At 56.0% G+C, this 21,182-nt stretch carries 19 protein-coding genes; 5 read left to right on the top strand and 14 right to left on the bottom strand.

What is annotated here, in order from left to right; genetic code table 11:
* Positions 1-26: 26 nt before the first annotated feature.
* Both MUN82_RS06605 and MUN82_RS06600 read right to left on the bottom strand, forming a co-directional pair.
* Entirely contained in the window at positions 27-290 is a 264-nt protein-coding gene (locus tag MUN82_RS06605; protein WP_245096007.1) for a hypothetical protein, read from the bottom strand.
* 69 nt (positions 291-359) lie between these two features.
* On the bottom strand, positions 360-587 hold the full coding sequence (locus MUN82_RS06600) for a hypothetical protein (protein WP_245096005.1): 228 nt from the start codon (positions 585-587) through the stop codon (positions 360-362).
* Positions 588-704: 117 nt separating this feature from the next.
* On the opposite strand from MUN82_RS06600, the gene MUN82_RS06595 reads away from it, so the two are divergent.
* Complete coding sequence (locus MUN82_RS06595) at positions 705-1,886, top strand: lactonase family protein (RefSeq protein WP_245096003.1); 1,182 nt, start codon at positions 705-707, stop codon at positions 1,884-1,886.
* Between the two features lie 159 nt (positions 1,887-2,045).
* Here MUN82_RS06595 and MUN82_RS06590 read toward each other — a convergent pair whose 3' ends face one another.
* The 4 genes from MUN82_RS06590 to MUN82_RS06575 form a co-directional block, all read right to left on the bottom strand.
* The gene (locus MUN82_RS06590; RefSeq protein ID WP_245096001.1) at positions 2,046-4,190 is read right to left on the bottom strand and encodes a glycoside hydrolase family 97 protein; all 2,145 of its coding nucleotides are present in this window, start codon (positions 4,188-4,190) and stop codon (positions 2,046-2,048) included.
* Between the two features lie 36 nt (positions 4,191-4,226).
* Positions 4,227-5,201 (bottom strand): NAD(P)H-quinone oxidoreductase, encoded by a 975-nt coding sequence (locus tag MUN82_RS06585; RefSeq protein WP_245095999.1) that lies wholly within the window; start codon positions 5,199-5,201, stop codon positions 4,227-4,229.
* Positions 5,202-5,323: 122 nt separating this feature from the next.
* Positions 5,324-6,220 carry a PAS domain-containing protein gene (locus tag MUN82_RS06580; RefSeq protein ID WP_245095997.1) on the bottom strand — a complete coding sequence of 299 codons (897 nt, stop codon included), beginning with the start codon at positions 6,218-6,220 and terminating at the stop codon, positions 5,324-5,326.
* Between the two features lie 40 nt (positions 6,221-6,260).
* Complete coding sequence (locus tag MUN82_RS06575; protein WP_245095996.1) at positions 6,261-6,620, bottom strand: hypothetical protein; 360 nt, start codon at positions 6,618-6,620, stop codon at positions 6,261-6,263.
* A 123-nt stretch (positions 6,621-6,743) separates the two neighbouring features.
* Between MUN82_RS06575 and MUN82_RS06570 the strand changes: the two genes are divergently transcribed.
* Entirely contained in the window at positions 6,744-7,265 is a 522-nt protein-coding gene (locus tag MUN82_RS06570) for a hypothetical protein (protein WP_245095993.1), read from the top strand.
* 267 nt (positions 7,266-7,532) lie between these two features.
* Positions 7,533-8,123 (top strand): hypothetical protein, encoded by a 591-nt coding sequence (locus MUN82_RS06565; RefSeq protein WP_245095991.1) that lies wholly within the window; start codon positions 7,533-7,535, stop codon positions 8,121-8,123.
* A 344-nt stretch (positions 8,124-8,467) separates the two neighbouring features.
* Here MUN82_RS06565 and MUN82_RS06560 read toward each other — a convergent pair whose 3' ends face one another.
* From MUN82_RS06560 to MUN82_RS06550, 3 genes are all read right to left on the bottom strand, one after another.
* On the bottom strand, positions 8,468-9,466 hold the full coding sequence (locus MUN82_RS06560) for a DUF6056 family protein (protein WP_375374093.1): 999 nt from the start codon (positions 9,464-9,466) through the stop codon (positions 8,468-8,470).
* On the bottom strand, positions 9,420-9,923 hold the full coding sequence (locus MUN82_RS06555) for a hypothetical protein (protein ID WP_245095986.1): 504 nt from the start codon (positions 9,921-9,923) through the stop codon (positions 9,420-9,422). The genes MUN82_RS06560 and MUN82_RS06555 overlap by 47 nt, the downstream gene beginning before the upstream one ends.
* Positions 9,924-10,251: 328 nt before the next feature.
* Positions 10,252-11,349, bottom strand: coding sequence for an acyltransferase family protein (locus MUN82_RS06550; RefSeq protein WP_245095985.1), 1,098 nt, complete (start codon positions 11,347-11,349; stop codon positions 10,252-10,254).
* Positions 11,350-11,955: 606 nt separating this feature from the next.
* Here MUN82_RS06550 and MUN82_RS22260 point away from each other — a divergent pair.
* The gene (locus tag MUN82_RS22260) at positions 11,956-12,078 is read left to right on the top strand and encodes a hypothetical protein (protein WP_262922845.1); all 123 of its coding nucleotides are present in this window, start codon (positions 11,956-11,958) and stop codon (positions 12,076-12,078) included.
* Between the two features lie 17 nt (positions 12,079-12,095).
* A complete protein-coding gene (locus MUN82_RS22255) occupies positions 12,096-12,227 on the top strand; it encodes a hypothetical protein (protein ID WP_262922844.1) in 132 nt (43 codons plus the stop codon).
* 576 nt (positions 12,228-12,803) lie between these two features.
* Here MUN82_RS22255 and MUN82_RS06545 read toward each other — a convergent pair.
* From MUN82_RS06545 to MUN82_RS06525, 5 genes are all read right to left on the bottom strand, one after another.
* Complete coding sequence (locus MUN82_RS06545; RefSeq protein ID WP_245095983.1) at positions 12,804-13,415, bottom strand: recombinase family protein; 612 nt, start codon at positions 13,413-13,415, stop codon at positions 12,804-12,806.
* A 457-nt stretch (positions 13,416-13,872) separates the two neighbouring features.
* Positions 13,873-17,463, bottom strand: coding sequence for a phage tail tape measure protein (locus MUN82_RS06540; protein WP_245095980.1), 3,591 nt, complete (start codon positions 17,461-17,463; stop codon positions 13,873-13,875).
* A gap of 11 nt (positions 17,464-17,474) precedes the next feature.
* Positions 17,475-17,909 carry a hypothetical protein gene (locus tag MUN82_RS06535; protein ID WP_245095979.1) on the bottom strand — a complete coding sequence of 145 codons (435 nt, stop codon included), beginning with the start codon at positions 17,907-17,909 and terminating at the stop codon, positions 17,475-17,477.
* Positions 17,909-19,252: a hypothetical protein gene (locus MUN82_RS06530; protein ID WP_245095976.1), complete on the bottom strand. Its 1,344-nt coding sequence runs from the start codon at positions 19,250-19,252 to the stop codon at positions 17,909-17,911. The genes MUN82_RS06535 and MUN82_RS06530 overlap by 1 nt, the downstream gene beginning before the upstream one ends.
* Positions 19,249-21,180 (bottom strand): SprB repeat-containing protein, encoded by a 1,932-nt coding sequence (locus MUN82_RS06525; protein ID WP_245095974.1) that lies wholly within the window; start codon positions 21,178-21,180, stop codon positions 19,249-19,251. The genes MUN82_RS06530 and MUN82_RS06525 overlap by 4 nt, the downstream gene beginning before the upstream one ends.
* Positions 21,181-21,182: the final 2 nt, after the last annotated feature.

Raw genomic sequence — 21,182 nt, 5'->3', positions numbered from 1 at the left:
TGGCTGGCAGTTAGGCTACCATGCGCTTAGCGCATGTCGGCTGCTTCGCCTTTGCTTTTGATGGTACCTTTCTTGGCATTGGCTTTCACCTTACCATCTTCAGCTTTCATCTTGGCTTTCTTATCGTTGGCCTTCACTTTGGCGTCGGCGTCTTTGTCCTTCGCCTTCATTTTATCTTCCTTAACCTTTACCTTATCACCCTGCATAGTGCCTTGCATGGGAGCGGTTTGGGCTACGGCAGCGCCCAGCGACAGAGAAAACAGACTAGCGGCAAACAACAGCTTTTTCATAGGAAGAGAATGTTTAAGTGGAATGTGGAGGCAACGTAAGGGGTGCTTTCTGAAGAACGGATGAGCTACCTATCGCATTTGCTGCGGTACGGTCTTCATGCCATCACTCTTCATGCGGACTTTGTCTTTTTTACGGCTGATTTTCGCCTTGCCATCGTCGGTTTTTAGCTTGGCTTGTCTGTGGTTCATTTTCACCTTTGTGGTGTCGCTCTTCATGGGGGCAGTCTGGGCCAGTGCCCGTTCGCCGGCACTCAGTAGCAACGCACACACAGCAGCAAAAAACAGAGACTTTTTCATGTCGATCAGCTTTACGGATGAAACGGCCAGAGCAACCTTTGGCCGGTAAACGAAGCTTGTACGGCGGGAGCTGGTCCGTTGTTGTTACCTTAGGATTTCGTTTAGCGCCTCTCCTGCATGACCTTTACTTCTTTCTCGGCCTCACGCCGCCAGTTTCTACGCACCGCCGGTCTGGGCCTGGCGGGCCTACCCTTCCTTTCGTGCGCGGCTTCCCTACCCGGCAGCAGTGCCGATGAGCAGTTGCTGTACGTGGGTACCAATGTGGGGGCCGAGGCCGAAAGCCTCTTTCTGTATCGACTGAATTCTGTTACCGGTGCCCTTACGCGCGTGCGTGGCTACCGAGCCGGCGCCAACCCTACCTACCTCACGCTGGATAAAAAGCGCCGCTACCTCTACGCCGTGAACGAAACCACCGAGTATGAGGGCCAGCCCAGCGGGGGCGTCAGCGCTTTTGCCCTACCCCGCCGCCCCACTGAGGGCGACCTGACGTTGCTCAGTCGGCAGGCCTCGCGGGGCGGATCGCCCTGCTACATCAGCCTCGATGCGCCCGAGAAGCTGGCGCTGGTGGCCAACTATGTGGGCGGCAACGTGGCTGCGTTGCCGGTGCAGACCAACGGCGGCCTGGGCCCGGCTACCCTCTTCGACCAGCACCAGGGCAAAGGGCCGCACCCCAACCAAACCACGCCCCACGCCCACTGCTTCCTCCCCGACCCAACCGGCCGCTTTGCTTTTTCCGTTGACCTAGGCACGGATACTGTGTATGGCTACTCCCTAGCCGATGCCCGCCAAGGACAGCTGCGGCCCACGGTGGCTTTTCGCACGAAGCCAGGCACCGGCCCGCGCCACCTGATCTTTACGCCCGATGGCCGCCGCGCCTACCTCATCAGCGAGCTAAACTCGACCATGACTGCGCTGGACTACAACGCAGCCCAGGGCACGTTTCAGGAAATAGAGGTAGTCTCCACGCTGCCAGCCGATTTTACCGGTGAGAGCTACTGCGCCGATTTGCACCTCTCGCCCGACGGCCGTTTCTTGTACGGCTCCAACCGCGGCCACAATAGCATCGTGGTCTTTGCCGTGAATCAAGGCACGGGCCGCCTCACCCTGGTGCAGCACACATCAGTGCTCGGCAACTGGCCCCGCCAATTCACTCTCACGCCCGACGGCCGGATGCTGCTGGTAGCCAACCAGCGCAGCAACAACATCGTCTCGTTCCGCATCGACCAGTCAACGGGCCGCCTCACGCCTACCGGGCAGTCGGCTGAGGTACCTACCCCTATGTGCTTGGTGATGCGGTAGAGAGGTAGGGTGAAGGATACAGGAAAAAAGGTGTCATCCTGAGCAGAGCGAAGGACCTTCTCACGTTTGGACGAGTCATTGTAACGACAGTCGTTCTCGCGTGATAAGGTCCTTCGCTGCGCTCAGGATGACACCTTTTTTCTTCTTTTATCCCTTATACTACTTCCCAGCCATTACGCTGATAGCGTAGCCGCCACCAGGGGCGCAATATTGCTTCAGCTTGGTTTTGCTGGTGACAGTCATTTTGCGGATCTGGTAGGCCTGCGGGTTTTTCTCGTAGTGTGCGCTCTTGGCGTCGGCATAAATGGTGGCGGTGTATTTCTTACCAGGGTCGAGGAAACGGAAGTCGATGGTAGAGGTGCGGCCGTTTTCGTCGCACGAGCTACCCACAAACCAGTTGCTGGTACCTTTGGCTTTGCGGGCAATGGTTACGTAGTCGCCGGGCTCGGCCTCCAATACCTTGCTGTCGTCCCAGTCCACGGCCACGTCTTCAATAAACTGGAAGGCGTCGAGGAATTTGTTGTAGGTCTCGGGCAGGTCGGCGGCCATTTGCAGGGGCGAGTACATAGTTACGTACAAGGCCAGCTGCCGGGCCAACGTGCTGTGCACAAACGAGTTGTTCTGCGGATTATAGGCACTTACCTTGGTCTGGAAGATACCCGGCGTGTAGTCCATCGGACCACCGATGAGGCGCGTGAAGGGCAGAATGGTGGTGTGGTCGGCGTTGTTGCCACCGAAGGCTTCGTACTCGGTGCCGCGGGCCGCTTCGTTGCCGATTAGGTTGGGGTAGGTTCGGGATAGGCCGGTCGGGCGCACGGCCTCGTGGCCGTTGACCATGATGTGGTGCTCGGCGGCTTTTTCCAGCACATAGTTGTAGTGGTTCACCGTCCATTGCCCGTAGTGATATTCGCCGCGGGGCAGGATGTCGCCCACGTAGCCGGTTTTCACCGCGTCGTAGCCGTGCTTGTTCATGAACTGAAAAGCCGACTCAAGGTGACGCTCGTAGTTGCGCACCGAGCCGCTGGTTTCGTGGTGCATGATGATCTTCACGCCTTTGCTCTTGGCGTAACGGTGCAGCTCCTCCACATCAAAATCAGGGTAGGGCGTCACGAAGTCAAATACGTAATCTTTGCTCTTGCCAAACCAGTCTTCCCAGCCTGTGTTCCAGCCTTCTACCAACACGGCGTCGAGGTGGTGTTGGGCAGCAAAGTCGATGTACTCCTTCACGTGGGCAGTGTTGGCGGCGTGCGTGCCGTTGGGTTTCACCTTGCTGTAGTCGATGGAATCGAGCTTGATGTTGTCCATGTTGGTGTAGGCCCAGGTACTTTTGCCGGTTATCATCTCCCACCACACACCCACGTACTTGGTGGGCTTGATCCAGGACGTATCCTTGAACTTGGTGGGCTCATTCAGGTTCAGCACCAGCTTGGATTCCAGAATATCACCCGCTTTATCGCTTACAATCACCGTGCGCCAGGGCGAGAGGCAAGGCGTTTGCAGGTAGCCTTTGTTGCCCTGCGCGTCGGGCGTCAGGTGCGAGGTCAGAATCATGTCCTTGTCGTCCAGCTCCAACGACATGCACGAATAATCGACCAACGCCGCCTCGTGGATGTTGATGTACAGGCCGTCTTTGCTCTTGAGCATGAGCGGCGTTTGCACCCCCGTGGGCGAAAACGGCGTCTGCGAAGCGTTAGGGGTAGTAGCCGCCTTCATTAGCCCGCGCACCTTTGAGAGCTTAGAGGTCACGGTGCTGTACTCCTGCGTGTCGTAGTCGCCGGGCAGCCAGAAGGCCTTGTGGTCACCAGCCAGGGCAAACTGCGTTTTCTCCTCCTTCACCACAAAATACCCCAGGTTGGGCTGGCGCGGAAACTCGTAGCGAAAGCCCAGGCCATCATCAAACACCCGGAAGCGTACCAGCATCGTGCGCTGGGTAGTGGCCTGCGTGAGCGTCACGGCCAACTCGTTGTAGTGGTTGCGAATGGTTTTCACCTCGCCCCACACCGGCTGCCAGCTCTGGTCGATGGCGACGGTTTTGGTGGTGGCTACGGCAAAACCTTCGGTCAGAGACGGTGCATCTTTTAGTTCCAACCCCAGCGTACTGGGTTTGATGACATCACGTCCCTTGTAGGTGAGGCGGTAGGTAGGCACGCCTCCATTTTGCAGGGAGAAATCGAGGGTGAGCTGGCCGTTGGGCGATTGTACGGTTTCGGCCAGGGCAGCGGGGCCCAGCAGAAAGAGCGCGAGCCAGACAATAGCTTGCCCTACCCGACGAGCCGGGAGCAGTGAGTAAGTGGAATGTTGCATGTGGGAATTGTTGGATTTATCCCGGCAAGTTACCACTCAATCTACTATCAACACAATTTTGCCGATATGCTCGCTGGATTCCATCAGCTCGTGCGCCTGTTGCGCTTCCGCCAGCGCAAACGTCCGGTAGATAACCGGCCGAAACTGCCCCGCCGTCAGCAGGGGCCACACGTGGCGCTCTACAGCTGCTGCCAAGTGGGCCTTGAACTCCGCCGAGCGAGGCCGCAGCGTACTACCCGTGATAGTAAGGCGACGCTGCATCACTTCCAACGCGTTGAACTCGCCACGCGAGCCCTGCATAGCGTTGATGAATACCAAGCGGCCATCAGACCGGAGCAGGCGTAGGTTTTTGGCCGTGTAGTCGCCGCCTATCATATCCAGCACCACATCTACCCCACCTGCCTCACGCAGCACCGCCTCAAAATCTTCTTCTTTGTAATTGATGGCCCAATCGGCGCCCAGCTCGCGTACGGCCGCACATTTGGCGGCACTGCCCGCCGTAGCGGCTACCTTGCTTCCTAGGGCGTGGGCCAGCTGCACAGCCGTGATGCCAATGCCGCTGCTACCGCCGTGTACCAGCAGCGTTTCGTCGGGTTGCAGTGCCCCGCGCTCAAACACGTTGTGCCACACCGTAAACACGGTTTCGGGTAGGGAGGCGGCTTCAGCAGGACTCCAGCCAACCGGCACGGGCAAACAGTGGGCAGCGTCTACCGCAGCATACTCGGCGTAGCCGCCCGCGGGTAGTAGGGCGCACACAGCGTCGCCGGGCTGCCAGCGAGTGACGGCGGCACCGCATTGCTCTACCACGCCCGCTATTTCCAGTCCCGGCACCATGCCCGCCACGTCGCCTGTGCCGGCGTATTTGCCCTGGCGTATCAGCACATCGGGACGGTTGACGCCGGCGGCCTGCACCCGCACCAGCACCTGGTGCGCGGCAGGGGTAGGCGTGTCAACCTGCTGTAGTTGTAGCGTTTCCGGACCGCCGGCGGCGGTAATTACAATAGCCTGCATGGAAGAAGGTAGCAAAATGAATGTTCCCCTTTTACCGCCTGCATAGAATCTGGGTTGGTATAAACGAGAAAAACGGCCTCCAGGGCCGTTTTTCTCGTTTGCCGTATGCTTTGCCTACACTCCTACGCTTCGCCCAGCCGACGGCGTAGCTCCTGCACCTGGTGTTCCAGCTCCAGCGTACGGAAGGTAATTTTAGCTTCCAGATCGGAGTAAGAACGCTCCAGCTGCTCTTGCAGCTGTTTTTGTTCCGTTATATCGGTATTGGTGCCAAACCAGCGCAGCACCTTGCCATCCTCGTCGCGCAGTGGCACTGCCCGTGCGAGAAACCAGCGGTAATCGCCCTCCTTGTTCCGGATAGGATAGGTATCCTGCCAAGCTTCTCCAGTTGCAAAAGCCTGAGTCAGGTGTTCGGTGATATTCTTTATGTAGGTAGGGTGCACTACTTCCAGCCAGCCCTGGCCTTGAGTCTGCTCCAGGGTAGCACCCGTATAGTCGTACCACCGCTCGTTGTGCCAGAAGATGTGGCCACTAGGCTCGGCCATCCACGCCATCTGTGGAATGGCATTGGCCAGCGTCGTTAGTTCCTGCTCCCGCAGGCGGAGTTGCTCTTCTTTTTCTTTCTGTTCCTGAATATCCGTGCACGTGCCGAACCAGCGTACAATGGCGCCACTGACATCGCGCTGGGGTAGGGCCTGGCCCAGAAACCAGCGGTAGCCCCCTTGCTTCGACAAAAACCGGTACTCAATCTCGTAGAAGTCGCCCGTGCTTAGGGAGTGGTTCCATCGGTCGCGGGCGCGCTGCCGGTCGTCGGGGTGCAGCAGGTTGTTCCACATTTCGGTACCCTTGCTGGCCTGCACGTCATACCCCGTAAACTCAATCCAGTGCTGATTGAAGTAGGTATGATACCCCTCCGGATCAGTAATCCAAACAAGTTGCGGGATTACCTCAGCCAGGAAAAGAAATTGTGCATTTTCCTGATCTGCTGAGTGGGCAGTGGCGGCATGAGCAGCAGCATCCATACGAATAGCAGGTGTAAGGAGAAACAAGTTTGAAAGATGGTTATGGGCGCGTCAGCTGCAGCTCCATGCCCGACAAGAAGTACAGATTCAGCCGGCTTTCCTGCCCATCGGGCGAGCGGCGCATGCGCGTGATCAGCGCGCGTGTATCTTCTTGTGGCAGCGTTAGTTGCAGGTAGGGGCGCTGCAACAACTCATCGCGCTGTACGGTCCAGGAACCCGTGTTTTCCTGCTGCGGCGCCTCTACCCTCAGCATGCCCGGCGACAGCAAGAAGCGCGTAGCAAGTGCCAGTGTGCTATCGGGTGCCGTGCGGTTCAGCACCCGGTCTGCCACCCGCCATTCTCCGGTCAGGTACTCATCAGGCAATTGCTGCAAATTGATATCCAGGAGAAAAGCAGGCATAGATCGGAAAAACGCACTACGTAAGAATCTACAAACTACGTAAGAATCTACAAAAATAGCATCTTCCCAGCAGCTTTGCTACGTACAACGCTAACTTCTCCCCTCTTGTTTCCTTCGTCTGGCATGAACACCTCCGCTTTGCTTCCTCGCCTGCTGCAAGCAGCCAAAACCACTGGTCTAACAGCCTGGCAAACGGGTCGGCTTTTCCGACGGGCCATAACCACGGCGCTTACGGCAGTACACGATGTTCTACAGACAGAAATTCAGAAAGGCAATATGCAGCTGGTCAGCGACTTTCTGGCAAACAAAGCACTTCCGGCCGCACGAGCTCTGCTTCTGGAGCGCATGGCAGCCCGGATACTGGTGCGCCTGGGACTCCGGGGGACGCTGGCCTCCAATGTAGTAGGCTGGGTGCTACCGCTGGTGCTGGAACAGCTGGTGCAGGTAGGCCGCAAAACTGGCTTCTTTCATACAGTACAAACCAATACAACCGTCCTTGAGGCGCTCAACCGTCTTGAGAATCTGAAGCAAGCGGTCTGGAAACGCCTGGTGCCCGATGCCGGCAGCGGGGCCGAAGTGCTACCCGACGATACGCCCGAGCCTCTTCTGCTACCACCGCATGCATCTCCGGCCAGCCAGGCGTAGCTGTTAGGCGCTTTTTCTTCCTAAGGCCAAACACTTACTGCTTGTTAACCAGCAGCTCTACCTTCCGCCGCACGAAAAACGTCCTGCTTGTTAGCATGCTATTTTTCTTTGAGCAGTGTTCAAATCAAAACAGGAAATAGGATTTTGTTTTCTGTAAAGTAGCTTTTGGCTTGTGTTTTGAGCGAATTCGCTCAAACTGGTTGTATTTGCCCGCTATAGGCAACTACAATCATACTTGCCATTCCGTTTCTTTCCCTGCTCTTGATTATGCTTCGCACGCTATTTTCGACTCTTTTGCTTGGCACCCTTCTTTCTGCCTGCCCAACGGCACAAGCGCAGCAGCAACCCACCGACGCATTTGCCACCGCTCCCACTACCGACGGCTTGCAGCAGCTAGATCGTACGTATGGGTTTCGGGACGTAACGTTTGAGATGCCCATCTCTGCCTTCCGCAATCTGGTGCTGGTAGATGCCACTGGCAACACCAAAATTTACCGCCGTACTACCGACTCCTATCAGGTAGGGCAGGCGCAGGCCGCTAGCATTCTCTATTATTTTTATAAGGGTAAGCTTATCACGGTGCGCCTTACTACGCAGGGCGATGCCAACAGCCGGGGAATGTTGGAGGCGTTTTCTGACTTATATGGCCCTGGCTATCAGGCCAACGACCACGTAGAAAAGCACGTCTGGCAGGGCGATAAAGTGTATCTGGGCTACGAGCAGAATACACTGACTAACAATGCCACTGTTTACATTTGGAGCAACGCCTTGGTAGAGCAACGCCGTAGAGAGGAGCTAAAAGCAGCCCCCAAAGCCACCCCACCCTCCCGACAAGCTCCTAAAACGTCGCGTCGGTAGTCTAGCTTGCTTAGGTACACTCCATCCATTTGCTGTACTCCTAAATACTAGTGCTATTCTGTGCTTGGTGAAGCTTTTGACCTACCAAAAAAGGATACGTTTTGTAAGCAGTCCAGCGTCTTAGCTACCCCTTCTCTACTGAATCGATCCAGAGGCTAAAACAGCACCACGTCGAAGCGGCGCTGGTAGGCCTCCCGAAAGAGTTGCTTGAATAGCACCCGACTCCTAATCGGTGTATTAGAGTAGCTCAGCCGCTCGGCGAAGCCTCGCTCGCAACTTAAGCAGTTAACTTTCGATGCCCTGGCCTTTATCTCGGGTACTCACGCGGACATAGATAGCGGCTTTCAGAGCTTTACCCAAATAGCCTTTTTATGAAAGTAATCAGCATAAGCCCGGTTGCCCCACATGGCAGGATTTTCAGAGATGTCCCACCACACCAAGGTAACAGGCTGAACACTTAATGGAGGTATGACTACGGAATCCGCTAATGTCTGCCTGATAAGCGTATATCGGGCTTCTTCTTCTCGATTGTATTGTGCTGCATCCCCGCTGAGCCAGTCACGGTATGCCTGCGTGACACTATTAGTAGGTTGCCCTATTCGACTCCTTTTTAAAGTAATGTTCTGATCTGACAAAACTAGTAATAGTACCAATAAACTCATTCCTAGACGTACATAAGTAGGCAGCCGTTGCAAAGGCGTGGCACCCCGACGCAGCAAATAAGAGAGAATACCAGCAATTGACATAAACCAGCCTATTATAAGTAATGGCATTATGAGATTCCTTGCTCTGGATGGTGGCGGACCATCTATAGCTAAATAACTAAACAGGTAGCAAAAAGCCAGTCCTAATAACATCCATAAAGGCCAAAACCAGACTATTCGAGTGAAGCGTGTAATTGGAAGGGCTGGATCATTGACTAACCGCTGAAGTGCCGGTAGCACAAGCAGCGTCAGTAAGATGAGTATGCCACTGCTAAACCACCCTATAAAACTATAGCCGAGCGATGCGGCAGAGAGCACCACACTATGCAGTAGGTCCACATGCTGATAACTAGCACTTCTAACAAAATTGCCAGGTGCCAACGTTGCTACTGCTGCCGCCACAACAGCTATTGTTAGCAGCCCTATCCATGGCCTCTGTAAGCTGCGACTTCTGATCTGAGGTAACAAAACAATCACTAAGGCAAGAATGAAGCAGTTAATCATCTCTGAGAAGCCGGGGGTTAGTAACGCCAGTATGATGGCTATTACCCAACATATCAAACGACTAACTTTATTTTGAGGCAGATGAAGTTTAGCGACCACACCTAGCAGCAGTAAGCAACACGCGCAACCACCCATATAAAACAAGGCGGAAAGGAGCCAAAAAAAACGCCTCAACGGGATTAGGCAGCATAACTAATGATATGCTGAGCACCAAGCCGCCAGCCGCTAAACGCTTGCTAATTGGTACTGTGCTGCCTTCGAGTAACGAATTGCTTGCAAAAAAAACTACGCTTGTAAATAGAAGAATGAAGCCAAAGGCAAAAGGCTTCACTGCGTGCAAATCACCCCAAGCCAATGGATGCAGTGCCGTTATAAGAGAAGCAGAGAAACGTCCCTGCCATACATTGTACATATGCATTGTGTGTTCCCACACTCCCTGCTGGCGCACCATAATAGGAAATATAAAGTCATCCAAATATGCGTGAGCGAAGAAAGCTAACCTTAGAAATGGCAGAAGACAGATGCCCGTTAAAACTAGTATCGCCTTAGAGCCAAGAGACAACTGGTTGGGTCGGGAGTAGGTATCTTTCACTTTACAGGGATGCGCGACCGCGACTTTTCTCATTCAAAGCTACCGGAACCCCTCCAAAAAACGGCATGAAAACCGCCCCTAAGAAACTGCGTTTTCGAAGATCCTGGAGGGGTTTAAAATTTTGGATGGTGGTCTACTAGCTTCATTACAAATGGTTATAAATAAATTCAACCCGTTTGCTTTAGTAGCCCCTTATATATTGAGTAGCCCAGACATTCTACGAAAGCCCGTAATTCAAATAATTTATTTTCGTTACCTTGGCTTCTGTCGCGCGCACTTACACAAGCATAGATCCCAGCTTTCGTATTATGCACAGCTGTAATTATTTTTATCCTTTAGCAGGCAGAGCAAAACTACTTCTCTTGTATCTATTTTTTATATATGCATTACAAGGCAATTCAATATATTTATGCGCAAGGTAACTAACAAACAAGCTTGTCATAAGAATTGCAAAAACTAACAGATAAGGATTTTCAGTTATCACCATCAGGTTATTTTCGAATACAAAATATCTTACTAATAATTGATGAAATATATAGAAACTAAAGCTCATTTCTCCTAACAAAACAAAAAAATACCCAGATATTAAAGAAGATAAGTATCCATTTTGATATGCAAAAGAAAATATAATAAGCGACATTGGCAACCAATAAAAACATGAATATCTGTAAACCTGTGGCACATCTTCATGAATATACATAAACCCCGCAAACATCCCTATAGACATTATCTCAAGTACAGTTGCCGATATTTTTTTCTTATATAACCTAGAAAATATTTCTAATTTAAATAACTGATTCAAATTAATACCCAGTATAAAATCCACTATTCTAAAAAAAGGATTTATATAAAAAAACTTATGATTATCATAAGAGGAATGTCCTGAATAATATATTAATACAGGAATTAATAAATACAAAACCCAGCCAAACTTTATTAATAACTTGTTTTTGACAAAAAAATAAATTATAAAAGGAAATACTATATAAAAAAACAATTCATCGGATATACTCCATGACACCCAGTTATATGAGAAAAAATATTTTACATCAGGAATAAAACTATGAAGAAGAGTAATATTACTTAAAAATATCGAAACAGATAAAGCAGGGGTTGCAAAAAAATCAGCTGATGATTTTACTGAATTTACTATAATGAGTATTGCCATTATACTACCAGCAATATGCAAAGGATATATTCTCGCAATCCTAGCCACCCAAAATTTTTTAAATGATATCTTTCTATTTATTATCTTATCATCATAATTATAAGAGAGTATAAATCCACTCAAAATAAAAAAGAACCCAACTCCTATATAACCTTCTGAAAGCACGTTATTATAAAGTTTATTATAACCAGGATACATAGCTTGATCAAAAAATTGTATATGACTCCAAAAAACCATAATAGCAAAGAAGAATCTCAAAGAGGTTAATGGCTTAATTACACTTAACATTTATTATTTTTTGGCAGATATGCCATTAAGTCGAAAAAATTAAATTATTAGCCTTACAAATACATTTATTCAAATGCATTATGAAGCTGTTTAAGAAGTCCAGAGTAGGAGTAAAAGGCAAAATATTTACACGAAAGTGGGACTCCAGCCCAAAGATAAGATTACCCACTGGCTTCTTCCTCATAAACCCGGCTGAGATAGTGGGACCATCTACTACCAAGCTCAACCCCGTCAGCAAGTGGCGCCGGCTGTCGGCCAATATCTTACTTTTACGCTACGAAACTCAGCCTACAAAACTGGCTGGCAACTGCTAGCCTTTACGCTACTAGGTAAAAGACCCACCGCTGTTATATTCAGACCTACGAAGCCCCATTCAAAAACGGGTGATTATGAAGGAGTTGAGCACCTACGTTGGCGGGCCTAAAAACGTAGTTTTTGAGGCGATTTTTTACCCCGATTTATGAAGGACTTTTTTACCGAATACTGCTCTATTTATTCACCTTTTTATAATTGTCATAATATTTATCAAAATCGTACAGGTTCTGTACTACCTGCCATTCACGTGCCCACCCGTCCATGCAGGCGTTCTGCGCCCGCTGCTCCCAACAAGACCGGCACTTTCTGCTTCATCCCTATTTCGACGACGACTTGTTCAAGCCCGTAGCGCTGGTGGAGCAGTATGCTCCGCTAGGCCCCTAGCCACTTGCCTCCTCTATGTGCGCACGATATATGACTACCTACCCCATGCGCAGCACCTGACCGGCCTCACGCGCATCCCGCCCTCCTCGCGCCTGGACCGCAAGACTTACAACGCATTGAAAATTTACCAAGGCATTCATAAGTCCTAGGTGATGCTGGCCACCGGCCACACCACTGATAAAAGCTTTAACCGCTACCTGAGCATCGACGAGCAGGAGTTGCTGCAGACCGCCCGCAAGACTGCTCGCATAGTCGCCTAGGAATTCCCAATAGGGGGCGGAGTATTGTTATCACTTGTTAGCCGTAGTTATACACGTTACATAGAAACAGCCTCATACGCGGTGTATGAGGCGATTCAATATAGCTCCTTGTAGCAGGGTCAAAAAAAAGGCGCCCCACCCGGACTCTACAACACTTGGTTTAGAGCATACGAAGGCATTTTTCAAGAATAGTGGGGCAAATTATGGGGCAGTCCGATGGCAATACCGACATCGCGTTGGGCGATATTTGCCCCAGCGGTTGCCGGCACGGTGGTGTAGCCGGTCGTGTCGGCTTGGGTTGATGGGGTACGGCTTGGCTTCTACGCAAGACACCACCAATACCAAAAAACAGACGAGAAGTAACTTATTCATACCCAAAACTGTCGGCAGCAGCTTCGGATAAAAAGGACACAACAATGCGAGCCTCGCAGAAAGCTTCTCAAAACTGAGAGGCTTTCTGCGAGGCTACTCGGATAACTCCTTCTTCAGGTACTTGTGCACGGTACCCACCGGCATGGCCACCTCCCTGCTGATCTTCCGGACGCTCAGCCCCTGCGCCTGCAACTCCTGTATCTGGGCGACGAGTGCCGGCGCCACTGCTCGGCGGCCGTGGGTGTACTCCTCCCCTTTCTCCTCGGCCTTGAGCCGCTTCCTAGCCAGGCCCGCCCGTACGTTTTCGCTCAGGCGCTGCGAGTAGTAGCCGGCAGCCCAGGCCACCATGGCTTTCATCAACTCGCGCATTGGCCCAACTGTATTGAGCAGGGGCTCCGAGTAGCTCCAGAAGGCTACTCCGCACTGTTCCAGAAAAGACGTGTGCTCGAACACCTTCTCGATACCCTCGCGGCTGAAGCGGCTCAGGTCCCAGACGCGCACCAGCTCGAAGTGCCGCTTTTGTGCATCACGCATCATTTCCAGGAAAGCCTTCCGGCTGCTCTTACGCCCGGACTCTTGATCGATGTACTCTTTATAGATTATGTCGCCGGCGCGCTGGGCCTCACGCCGTAGTACAATCAACTGGTTTTCTGGATCCTGATCTTTGTCGCCAGTAGACACGCGGGCGTATAGAGCTACTCGCACAAAAACGCCTTTTCAGCAAGATGTAATTGGCGTACTAGTTCGCAGTCGCTGAACAAACTGCCTACGACCTGGCAATAAGGCGCACGCTCTTTCGTGATAACATCCGTCACCTCGTGCGCTTGACCAGGAAACGATATCAGAACAACATCTCGATTTATTGGCGAGTACTTCGCATAGCACCGCACTGGTTTACCCGGTGGACGGTGGCCATAGCTCCAGTAACGTTCGATATCATAATCAACCACGTCGAGGTGCTCGACATACTGGCCATGTAGTTTTCGATAGCTGCGCTGGCCTCGGTGCCGATCAGCCGGATCCATCCTTAGTGCTTCTCTCATCCCTCTAAGATAGGTGTTCAGATTACCTATGTAAAAACGCCCCCGAAAAACCGCGTTTTCGGGGGCGCTAAGGCAGCCACTGAAACCGTTCAGAAAAGAACTCTATTCTGAACACCATTTTAGCGCAGGCCGCTCTCGTTGTTCACCTTCTTATAGGTACCGTAGTCCCGGTCAAACTCGTAGAGGCTCTGCACTACCTTCAGCTCACGTGCCCACTCGTCCATGCGGGCATTCTGGGTCCGCTGCACAGCAAGTAGCTCGGTGAGCAGCTGCGCGAGCTGGCTCTCCCCTACGGCCGCGGCCGCTGGCACTACGTCGCCCGAGGTGGCGCCGCCACCCAGGTAGCCGCGCACCCGGCGGGCCTCCAGGTACTGCTCCATCTGGATCACTTGCGGATCCTGCCGCAGCCAGGCCGGGATGACATACTCGTTCTCGTGCACCACGCCGGCCACGGCAAAACCATCGGAGTCGACCAGCTTGCCGTTGCCGCCGACCTGCAGCCCTACCTCCTTGCCCATGCCGGCAGCACCGGTGGCACCACCGATGCGGAAGCCCAGCACTTTGCCTGTGGCAATACCAGCGCTGACGGTCGAGGCCACGTTTGCCCCAATCGTATAGGCCGTACCCAGGCCAATGGACGCCGGTGGGAACAGCGCCGAAATCTTGGCCCCAGCCTCGGCGTTAGCGGCAAACTGCTTGCTCAGCCCGATACCGATTTCGGCAATGGCCACAGCTTTCTGCGCGGCAATAGCGGCTTTATAAATGCCGCTCTTCTTACCGAAGGCTTCCCCCAGAAACGCTACCTCCTCGCTGGTGAGCACCTTCTTGGCAGCCCCTACCAACATCTCGAATTTGACCAGCTCGTTATCCAGGGACTTTTTCTTAGTAATGTAGGCAGCCTCTTCTTTCAGCTTGGCGGCAGTGGCCTTGGCGTACTCGGCTGACTCCACGCCACCTTTTTCCTGCAGCAGCGCCAGCTCCCGCTCGGCAGCCGCCTTTTTCACCGCGTAGATGGCGTCCTGGTAGGTTTGCTCGTTCAGCACCCCGTTGGCCAGCTTCACTTCTAGTTCGGCTAGCTTCACTTCTTCTTCCGCCGCGTTTTGGGCCAACTGCTCAGCTAGCGCGTCCTGGCGCTTCTTCTCATCTTCTTCTTCGAACTTGGCCGCCAGCTCGCGCAGGGCCAGGTTGCGGGCCTCCACAATGCCAGTCACCTGTTCGGTGTAGTCCAGTTCCGTGCCGGTGAGCTTCAGCACGCGGGCATCGGCATCGGCAAATAATTTGTCGCGCTGCGCCTGGCGCCGGGCCTCCTGGTCGGTCATGCTCTGGCGGTCCAGTTGGTCGAGCAGTGCGTCGCGGCCCTTCAGCAACTCGCCTTCCTCCGCTACCCACCGCTTGGTGGCATCCAGGCGGTCCTTATCGGCCTTGTCGCGCTCCTGTTGCCGTTTTTTCGCTTCGGCAGCGGCCGCTTTCGCCGCATCGTCGCGGTCCTTCTGCGTGGTGCCATCGCCCCCCGCTGCGCGCAGAGTAGGCTCCTCCCCTGGCGCTGCTGGCGCCGGTGCCGGCACATCGGGCGCCTGCTTGCCCATGGCGTCGCTGAACGCTTTTTGGAACGACGCAGCCGCATCGCCACCCAGTTTGCCGAACTCCGCTTTCGCGCCTTCAAAATCGCCCCGCAGTGCCATCTTAATCGCACCACCGATGCGCGTGAAAGCCGTTTCTGCGGCGGCCGTGAAGCCCGCAAAGTAGGCCGGCCCGTTGGTCAGTAGCTCAAAAAACGCGCGGATCGGAAACGTCAGCGCCAGGATGGCCACGCGCGCCACCTCCGAGTTTTTGGCCCAGTCGATAAACCACTTCGCCCCTTCGGCCAGCGCCGTGATCAGGAACCGGGTCGGGGTGAGTAGCGCCCGAAACACGGCCCCAATCGCCTCGCCGATGTCGCGGGCTGTGATGCCTTCCTTCGAGAAGATGCCCACCGACTCCCCTAGCTCCAAAAACGCGTTCCACACGTCCTGCAGGGGCGCGAAGATTTCCTTGAACACGGCCACCAGGCTCAGCACCATGGAGTAGAGCACCGTCATGGTCTGATTGCTGAGACGGTCCAGGATAGAGCTGCCCCCCTCGAACTCCTTGGCCAGGTCGTTCTGCACGCCGGCTAGCTCCTTGTTTGAGTCGATCAGGGCCTGCTGGCGCTGGATGTACGGGTTGGTCTTGTCGATCAGCTCATCGATGCCCCCACCCACGTTTTTCAGTGACTTCAGGTAGTCGATACCTGCGTCCTCACCAGGGCCACCGAATACGTCGGCAATGACGGTTTGCAGCTGGTTGGCCGGGATTTTCGTCTCGTCCATCTCCGTGGCCACGCGCTTGAGCGCGTCCGTGGTGGTGATGCTGCCGTCGTTCAGGCCCTTAAACAGCTCGCTGGTAAACTCCGGCCCGAAAGCCGCCTCCATGGCATCCTTGGTGGAGGAAGTCTGCTCCCGTATCCGGAGGCCGAATTCTTTTACCACGTCAGCCCCTTTATCGGAGAAAATGCCATCGGTCTGCGACTTGCTCACGATGCCAATAAACTCCGAGGCGGAGAAGCCGGCGGCCTTGAACTGGCCAGGGTACTCCTTCAGCTGATCCAGGAACTCGCCATTGACGTCGGCGCCGGAAACAAACCCCTTTTCAATCAGGTCCAGCGCCTCCTTCTGGGAGATGCCCATCTGCTTGCTCAGCGCGTTGCTGGCCACGAGCACCTCGTCGTATTCTTTGCCGAAGGACTTCGCCAGGCCGGCCACGCCGGTGGTGAGCTGGTCCAGCTCCTCGCCGGTGGCGCCGGTCAGTTGGTTAATCTGACTACGCAGATTGCCGAACTCCTTCACCGTTTCAGCGAGCTGCGCCCCGAACTCTTTCACCAGGTCAACGGCCGCACTCAGGCCCAGATCCACGCCGGCAAACATCAGCGCATCCTTCATCGTGAAGCCCTTCTCGGCCGTTTCGCCCAGTTCCTTCTTCACCAAACCGATGCGGTCTTGTAGCTCCTGGTAGTCCTGCACCATCTTCTTGCGGCCGGGGTCGTCAGCCGAAAGGTCCTTCAGTTGCGCCTCCAACAGCTTCGCGGCCTGGTCCATCTCGTTGAACGAGGCCGTGACCTTCTTGCCGTTCAGGATGACTTGCTGATTTTCCTGATTGAGCCGCGCCGTCTCGGCAGCCAGCTGCCGCTCCTCCTCGGCTAACTCCTCGGCCGTTTTCTGGTAGGTACGCATCTCCGCAGCCGCTGCGCCGATACGCTGCTGCAGCACCTGGTAGTCGCGCAGCATGGCCGCGCGGCCGGGGTCGTCGGCCGACAATCCCTGCAGCTGCGTATCGAGCAGGCCGGCCGCGGCCTTCATCTCCTTCATGGAAGCCGTCGCCAGTTGGCCCGTCCGGATGGTTTCTTGCTGCTCAGCCGCTAGCCGGGCATTTTCCTCGGCCAACTTAGCGGCCGCGGCCGCCGCTTCCTCTTCCGTTTCTACGTGCGTGCGCAGGGCCGTTCGCGCCTCGCCTACGCGTTGCGTGAGTTCCTGAAAATCCTGCTTTAGCTGCTCCCGCTTGGGGTCATCAGCCGCCATTTTTTCGAGCTGATTCTTCATCAGCGCGACGCCCGCGGCCATATCTTTAATGCTGGCGTTGGCCTGCTGGGCGTTGAGGATAATCTCTAACTGCCGCTGTTCCTTATCTACTGCCACAGTAAATTCACTTATAGGTTAACTGTTGTTTGAGTGGGCAGGCTGGTGATGGTCGTCAGCAGCACCTGGCCCTTTAGCTCCAGCATGAGTTCGGAGAGGCGCTTGGTCTGGGCGTAGGCCTCCTTCGAGTACCAGGCGCGGGCCTTGCGCGTGTGGCGCTTGAGCTTGCCGCGGCTGTTGCGGATGCGGTCGTAGCCGTCGTCCCCCTTGCGCACGCCAGCACCCATGCCCCTACCCACGCCCATATCCTGGAACATGCCCCACAGGGCGTAGCTCAGGCGCATCTTCAGCACGTCGCCATCCGCTGCGCCGATGACTTGCTTCTGAAAACTGCCGGCCAGCGCACCGGTGTCGACGACTTTCAGCCGGCGGATATTGGCCACGAACCGCTCGATGGTGATGTCGAGCCACTGGGTGGCCAGTTGTACTTGGTTATTCTGTTCCATTAGCGACGCACGTGACGGTAGGTGAAGCGGGCAGACTGCAGGCGCGTGCTCGTACTCACGGTCACGGACACCTTCTCCCACAGGTATTTGCGCGGGCCGACCATCTCCTTGCGGGCCGGATTCAGCGCCAGCAGGTCGGCCACGCGGAAGGGCATGGTGCGCTCCTCCGTGCCGGCGCGGGCCAGCAGATCCAGCCAGGGCTTGTGGCACTGTTCGTAGAGGCCCTGCTCCCCGGCCCAGCGCAGCACCAGGCCGCCGCTGAGCTGGTCGTCGCGGTCGAAGAGAAAGCGTAGTCCACAGCGCGACTCATTGCCCAGCTCCCGCGCGGGCGAGGCCCCGCGCTTGACCACGGCCGGCCCACCGATGAAGGTGTGCAGCGCCCCGGCCTCGGTTGTAATCACTTCCTTCCCCCCATCGATGACCAGCTTGCTCCAACTGATATCCTCGGTTTTACTCAGCTCGTCGGCCTCCAGCCCAAATTCCAGCGTGTAGCCCTGGTACTGGCTGGGCAGGGCGCGGGTGAGCACGCCGGGCTCACGCACCAGGTAGGCATCGTCCTCAGCCACCTCGCGCAGGGGCACCAGGCGCAACTGCCGGCGCACGGTGTCGAAGTCCAGGCCCAGCCCGAACAGCGTCTGCATGGCCACCAGCGCGGCCCCTACCCCCACGTTGCTCGGCACGAACTGATTCAGCGCTACCTCGCTGAGTGGATTGCCGGCCTCATCCTCGGCCGCGCGGTCGGAGTAGATGGCCAGCTGCTGCGCCGTAGCGCTGGTTAGCCAGTCGCCGGCCACGGTGTAGCCTACGCTGGCCAGCAGCTGGCGCAGCAGCGGCACCCAGCGCGGCTGCGGGCTCAGCACACCCACGTCGTTCAAATAGCCCGCCCACAGCGGGTATTTGTCGCCGTAGAAGCCCTCATTGCGCAGCCGGCGCAACGCGTACGTCGGCTGCTGCAGGTCGCGCACCAGCGGCACGGTGCCCAGGTCGAGGGAGGCCAGCGTGACGCCCTCGATGCGCGCCTGCAAATCGTCGGCACCGGCCGCGAACTTGTAGACGAGCAGCTGCTTGTCGGGCTGGTGCTCCTGATAGAGCAGGCTGCCCACGCGCCAAAGCACGCCGTCGACGTAGAACTCCACCGACTCGGGCGCGGGCTGCTCGCCCTGGGCGGCGCGCACGTGCGGGAAGTTGAGCTTGCGCAGGTTGCCCGGCGTCATCGGCAAGGAGAACGGGTAGGTGGTCACCCCCGGCACGGCGTCGAACTGGAAAAACGGATTGTTGATTTCGATGCCCACGGTGCCCGGCTGCAAATCCAGCCAGCCCAGGGCGGTTTTCAGGCCCATCATGGCAGCAGCAGATCGTGGCGCGTGACGGCCGTAGCCCCCAGGCGCGGGGTGTAAAATCGCTCCCGCGGCAACTGCAGCACCAGCTCCAGCGTCTGCACGTTTTCGCCCTCCTTGCGGATGGTCGTCGTCTGCGCTTTCACGACTACCGGCTGCCAGCGCGGGCCAGTGAGCAGCAGCACGCGGCGCGAGAGCAGCAACTCCTGCTGCGCGGCCAGCCACTCGCGGGAGTTGTCGCGCACGCCGCCGGCCAGCTTGAGCACCGGCCGCAGGGTACGGTCGAGCACCAGCTGGTCGTCGAGCAGCGGATCCGGAAACGGCACCGGCGAGCGTTCCACCTCCTCGCCTACCACTTCGGCATCGAGTTGGCCTTCGCCGGTCATGGCCACCGTGTCCATCCCGCCCAGCGAGTTGGCATAGACCAGGTAGCGGCGCTGGCGCACCGGGCGCCGGTCGAGCTGGTAGCGGCGGGTTTCGGTCTGGGCCGTACCGGTGGTAGAACTCACCCACACCTCCCAGCCCACCACGTGGCGCTCCTCGGTGTCGGCCAGGCCCAGCTGCTGAAAGCCAGCGGGCAGGCAGTACACCTCGAAGCGGGCCACGCCTTCCTGCGTGGCCACGGTGCGCTCCTCGGTGGAGTCGTCGTCGTAGCGCACGCGCAGGCGCAGCTCGAACTCGGTGACGGCCGAGTCGACCAGGTAGTAGAGAAATTCAGGCTGATCCAGGTAAACGGCCTTGTCGTTGGGCTGCCACGTCAGGAAGGGCCGCACCAGCGGTCGGTAGCTATCCTGGTAGGTGCGAGCCACACCCTCGTAGCGGCTCAGGCCGCCGCGCAGCACAAAGTTTTGCGTCAGCACGGTCGCCGCGTCGCGCACCGGTGGTTCGCCGAACACCTCGGCATATTGCAGGTAGAAGCGGCGAAACAGCGGCGTGGCCTGCGTGATGGTAGCCTGCCATACGGCCGGCACGTAGTAGTCGAGGTAGGCGTCGAGCAACTCTTCCACCTGAAACACGGTGCGGCCGTCGCGGTCGGCGGGCTGCTCGAGCACGGTGCCGATTTGCACGAATACTCCGCTGCCGTACACTTCCTCCAGCCATACCTCGCACAGGAACGTCAGGTCGGGCTTGGTGGCAGGGTCGTCGCGGTACTCGCTGCCGGCATCGAGCGAGAGCGTAATGGGGTTGCCGCTCCAGTAGAAGCGGAAACCTTCGATGGTCACGTCCACGGTCTGCGAGCAGCCCACCGCATCGGTAATCTCGCACTGGTAAATGCCCGGCGCCAGGCCCTCGCGGGCGGCCGTGGTGGCCCCATCCTCCCAGGCGTAGGTGTAGGGCGCCACGCCCCCACTCACCTCCAGCACCAGGTTGTTGTCGGTCTTGCGCACGAGCACCTCGATGCGCGGATTCTGGCCCGCATCGATCCGGACCGTTTTCCGCATGCCGGTGGGCACGTCGGTCACGGTCACCGTGTACTGCACGCCACCTTTCACCAGGCTCCGGTCCTTGGTGGTCGGGCCATCCGCCCACTGGTAGGTGTAGGGGCCGTCCGTGCCGGAAACGGCCAGCACGATGCTGGCCGTGTTGCCCCCGAAGCACGTGGCCTGCACCACGTCGAAATCCACAAAGATGCCGGCTTCCTGCAAGACTACGTCGCCCTCTCCGTCGTGGAAATAGGCGTAGCGCTTATCGCCCTCCGTAAAGGCAAACACTTCCTTATCCGTTGGCCGGTAGTAGTCCAGAGGATAGTCATCCTGCGCGCCCTCGCCCGTCCAGCGGGCGTAATTGGTGCCCCGCTCCTGGTACACAACCTTGCGGGTAACCGTATCGAACCGCCAGGTTGCTCCCCAGTAGCGGTCCTCCGAAATGCGGTCGTCCTGTGGGTCGCGCCACGACTCATAGAACGTATAGACAATTTTTAAGTCGATGAGCATCG

Origin of the sequence: Hymenobacter aerilatus, assembly GCF_022921095.1 — a bacterium.
Taxonomy (GTDB): Bacteria; Bacteroidota; Bacteroidia; order Cytophagales; family Hymenobacteraceae; genus Hymenobacter; species Hymenobacter aerilatus.
The sequence above is the reverse complement of the archived record's forward strand: the minus strand, read 5'-3'. Positions and strand labels throughout refer to the sequence as shown.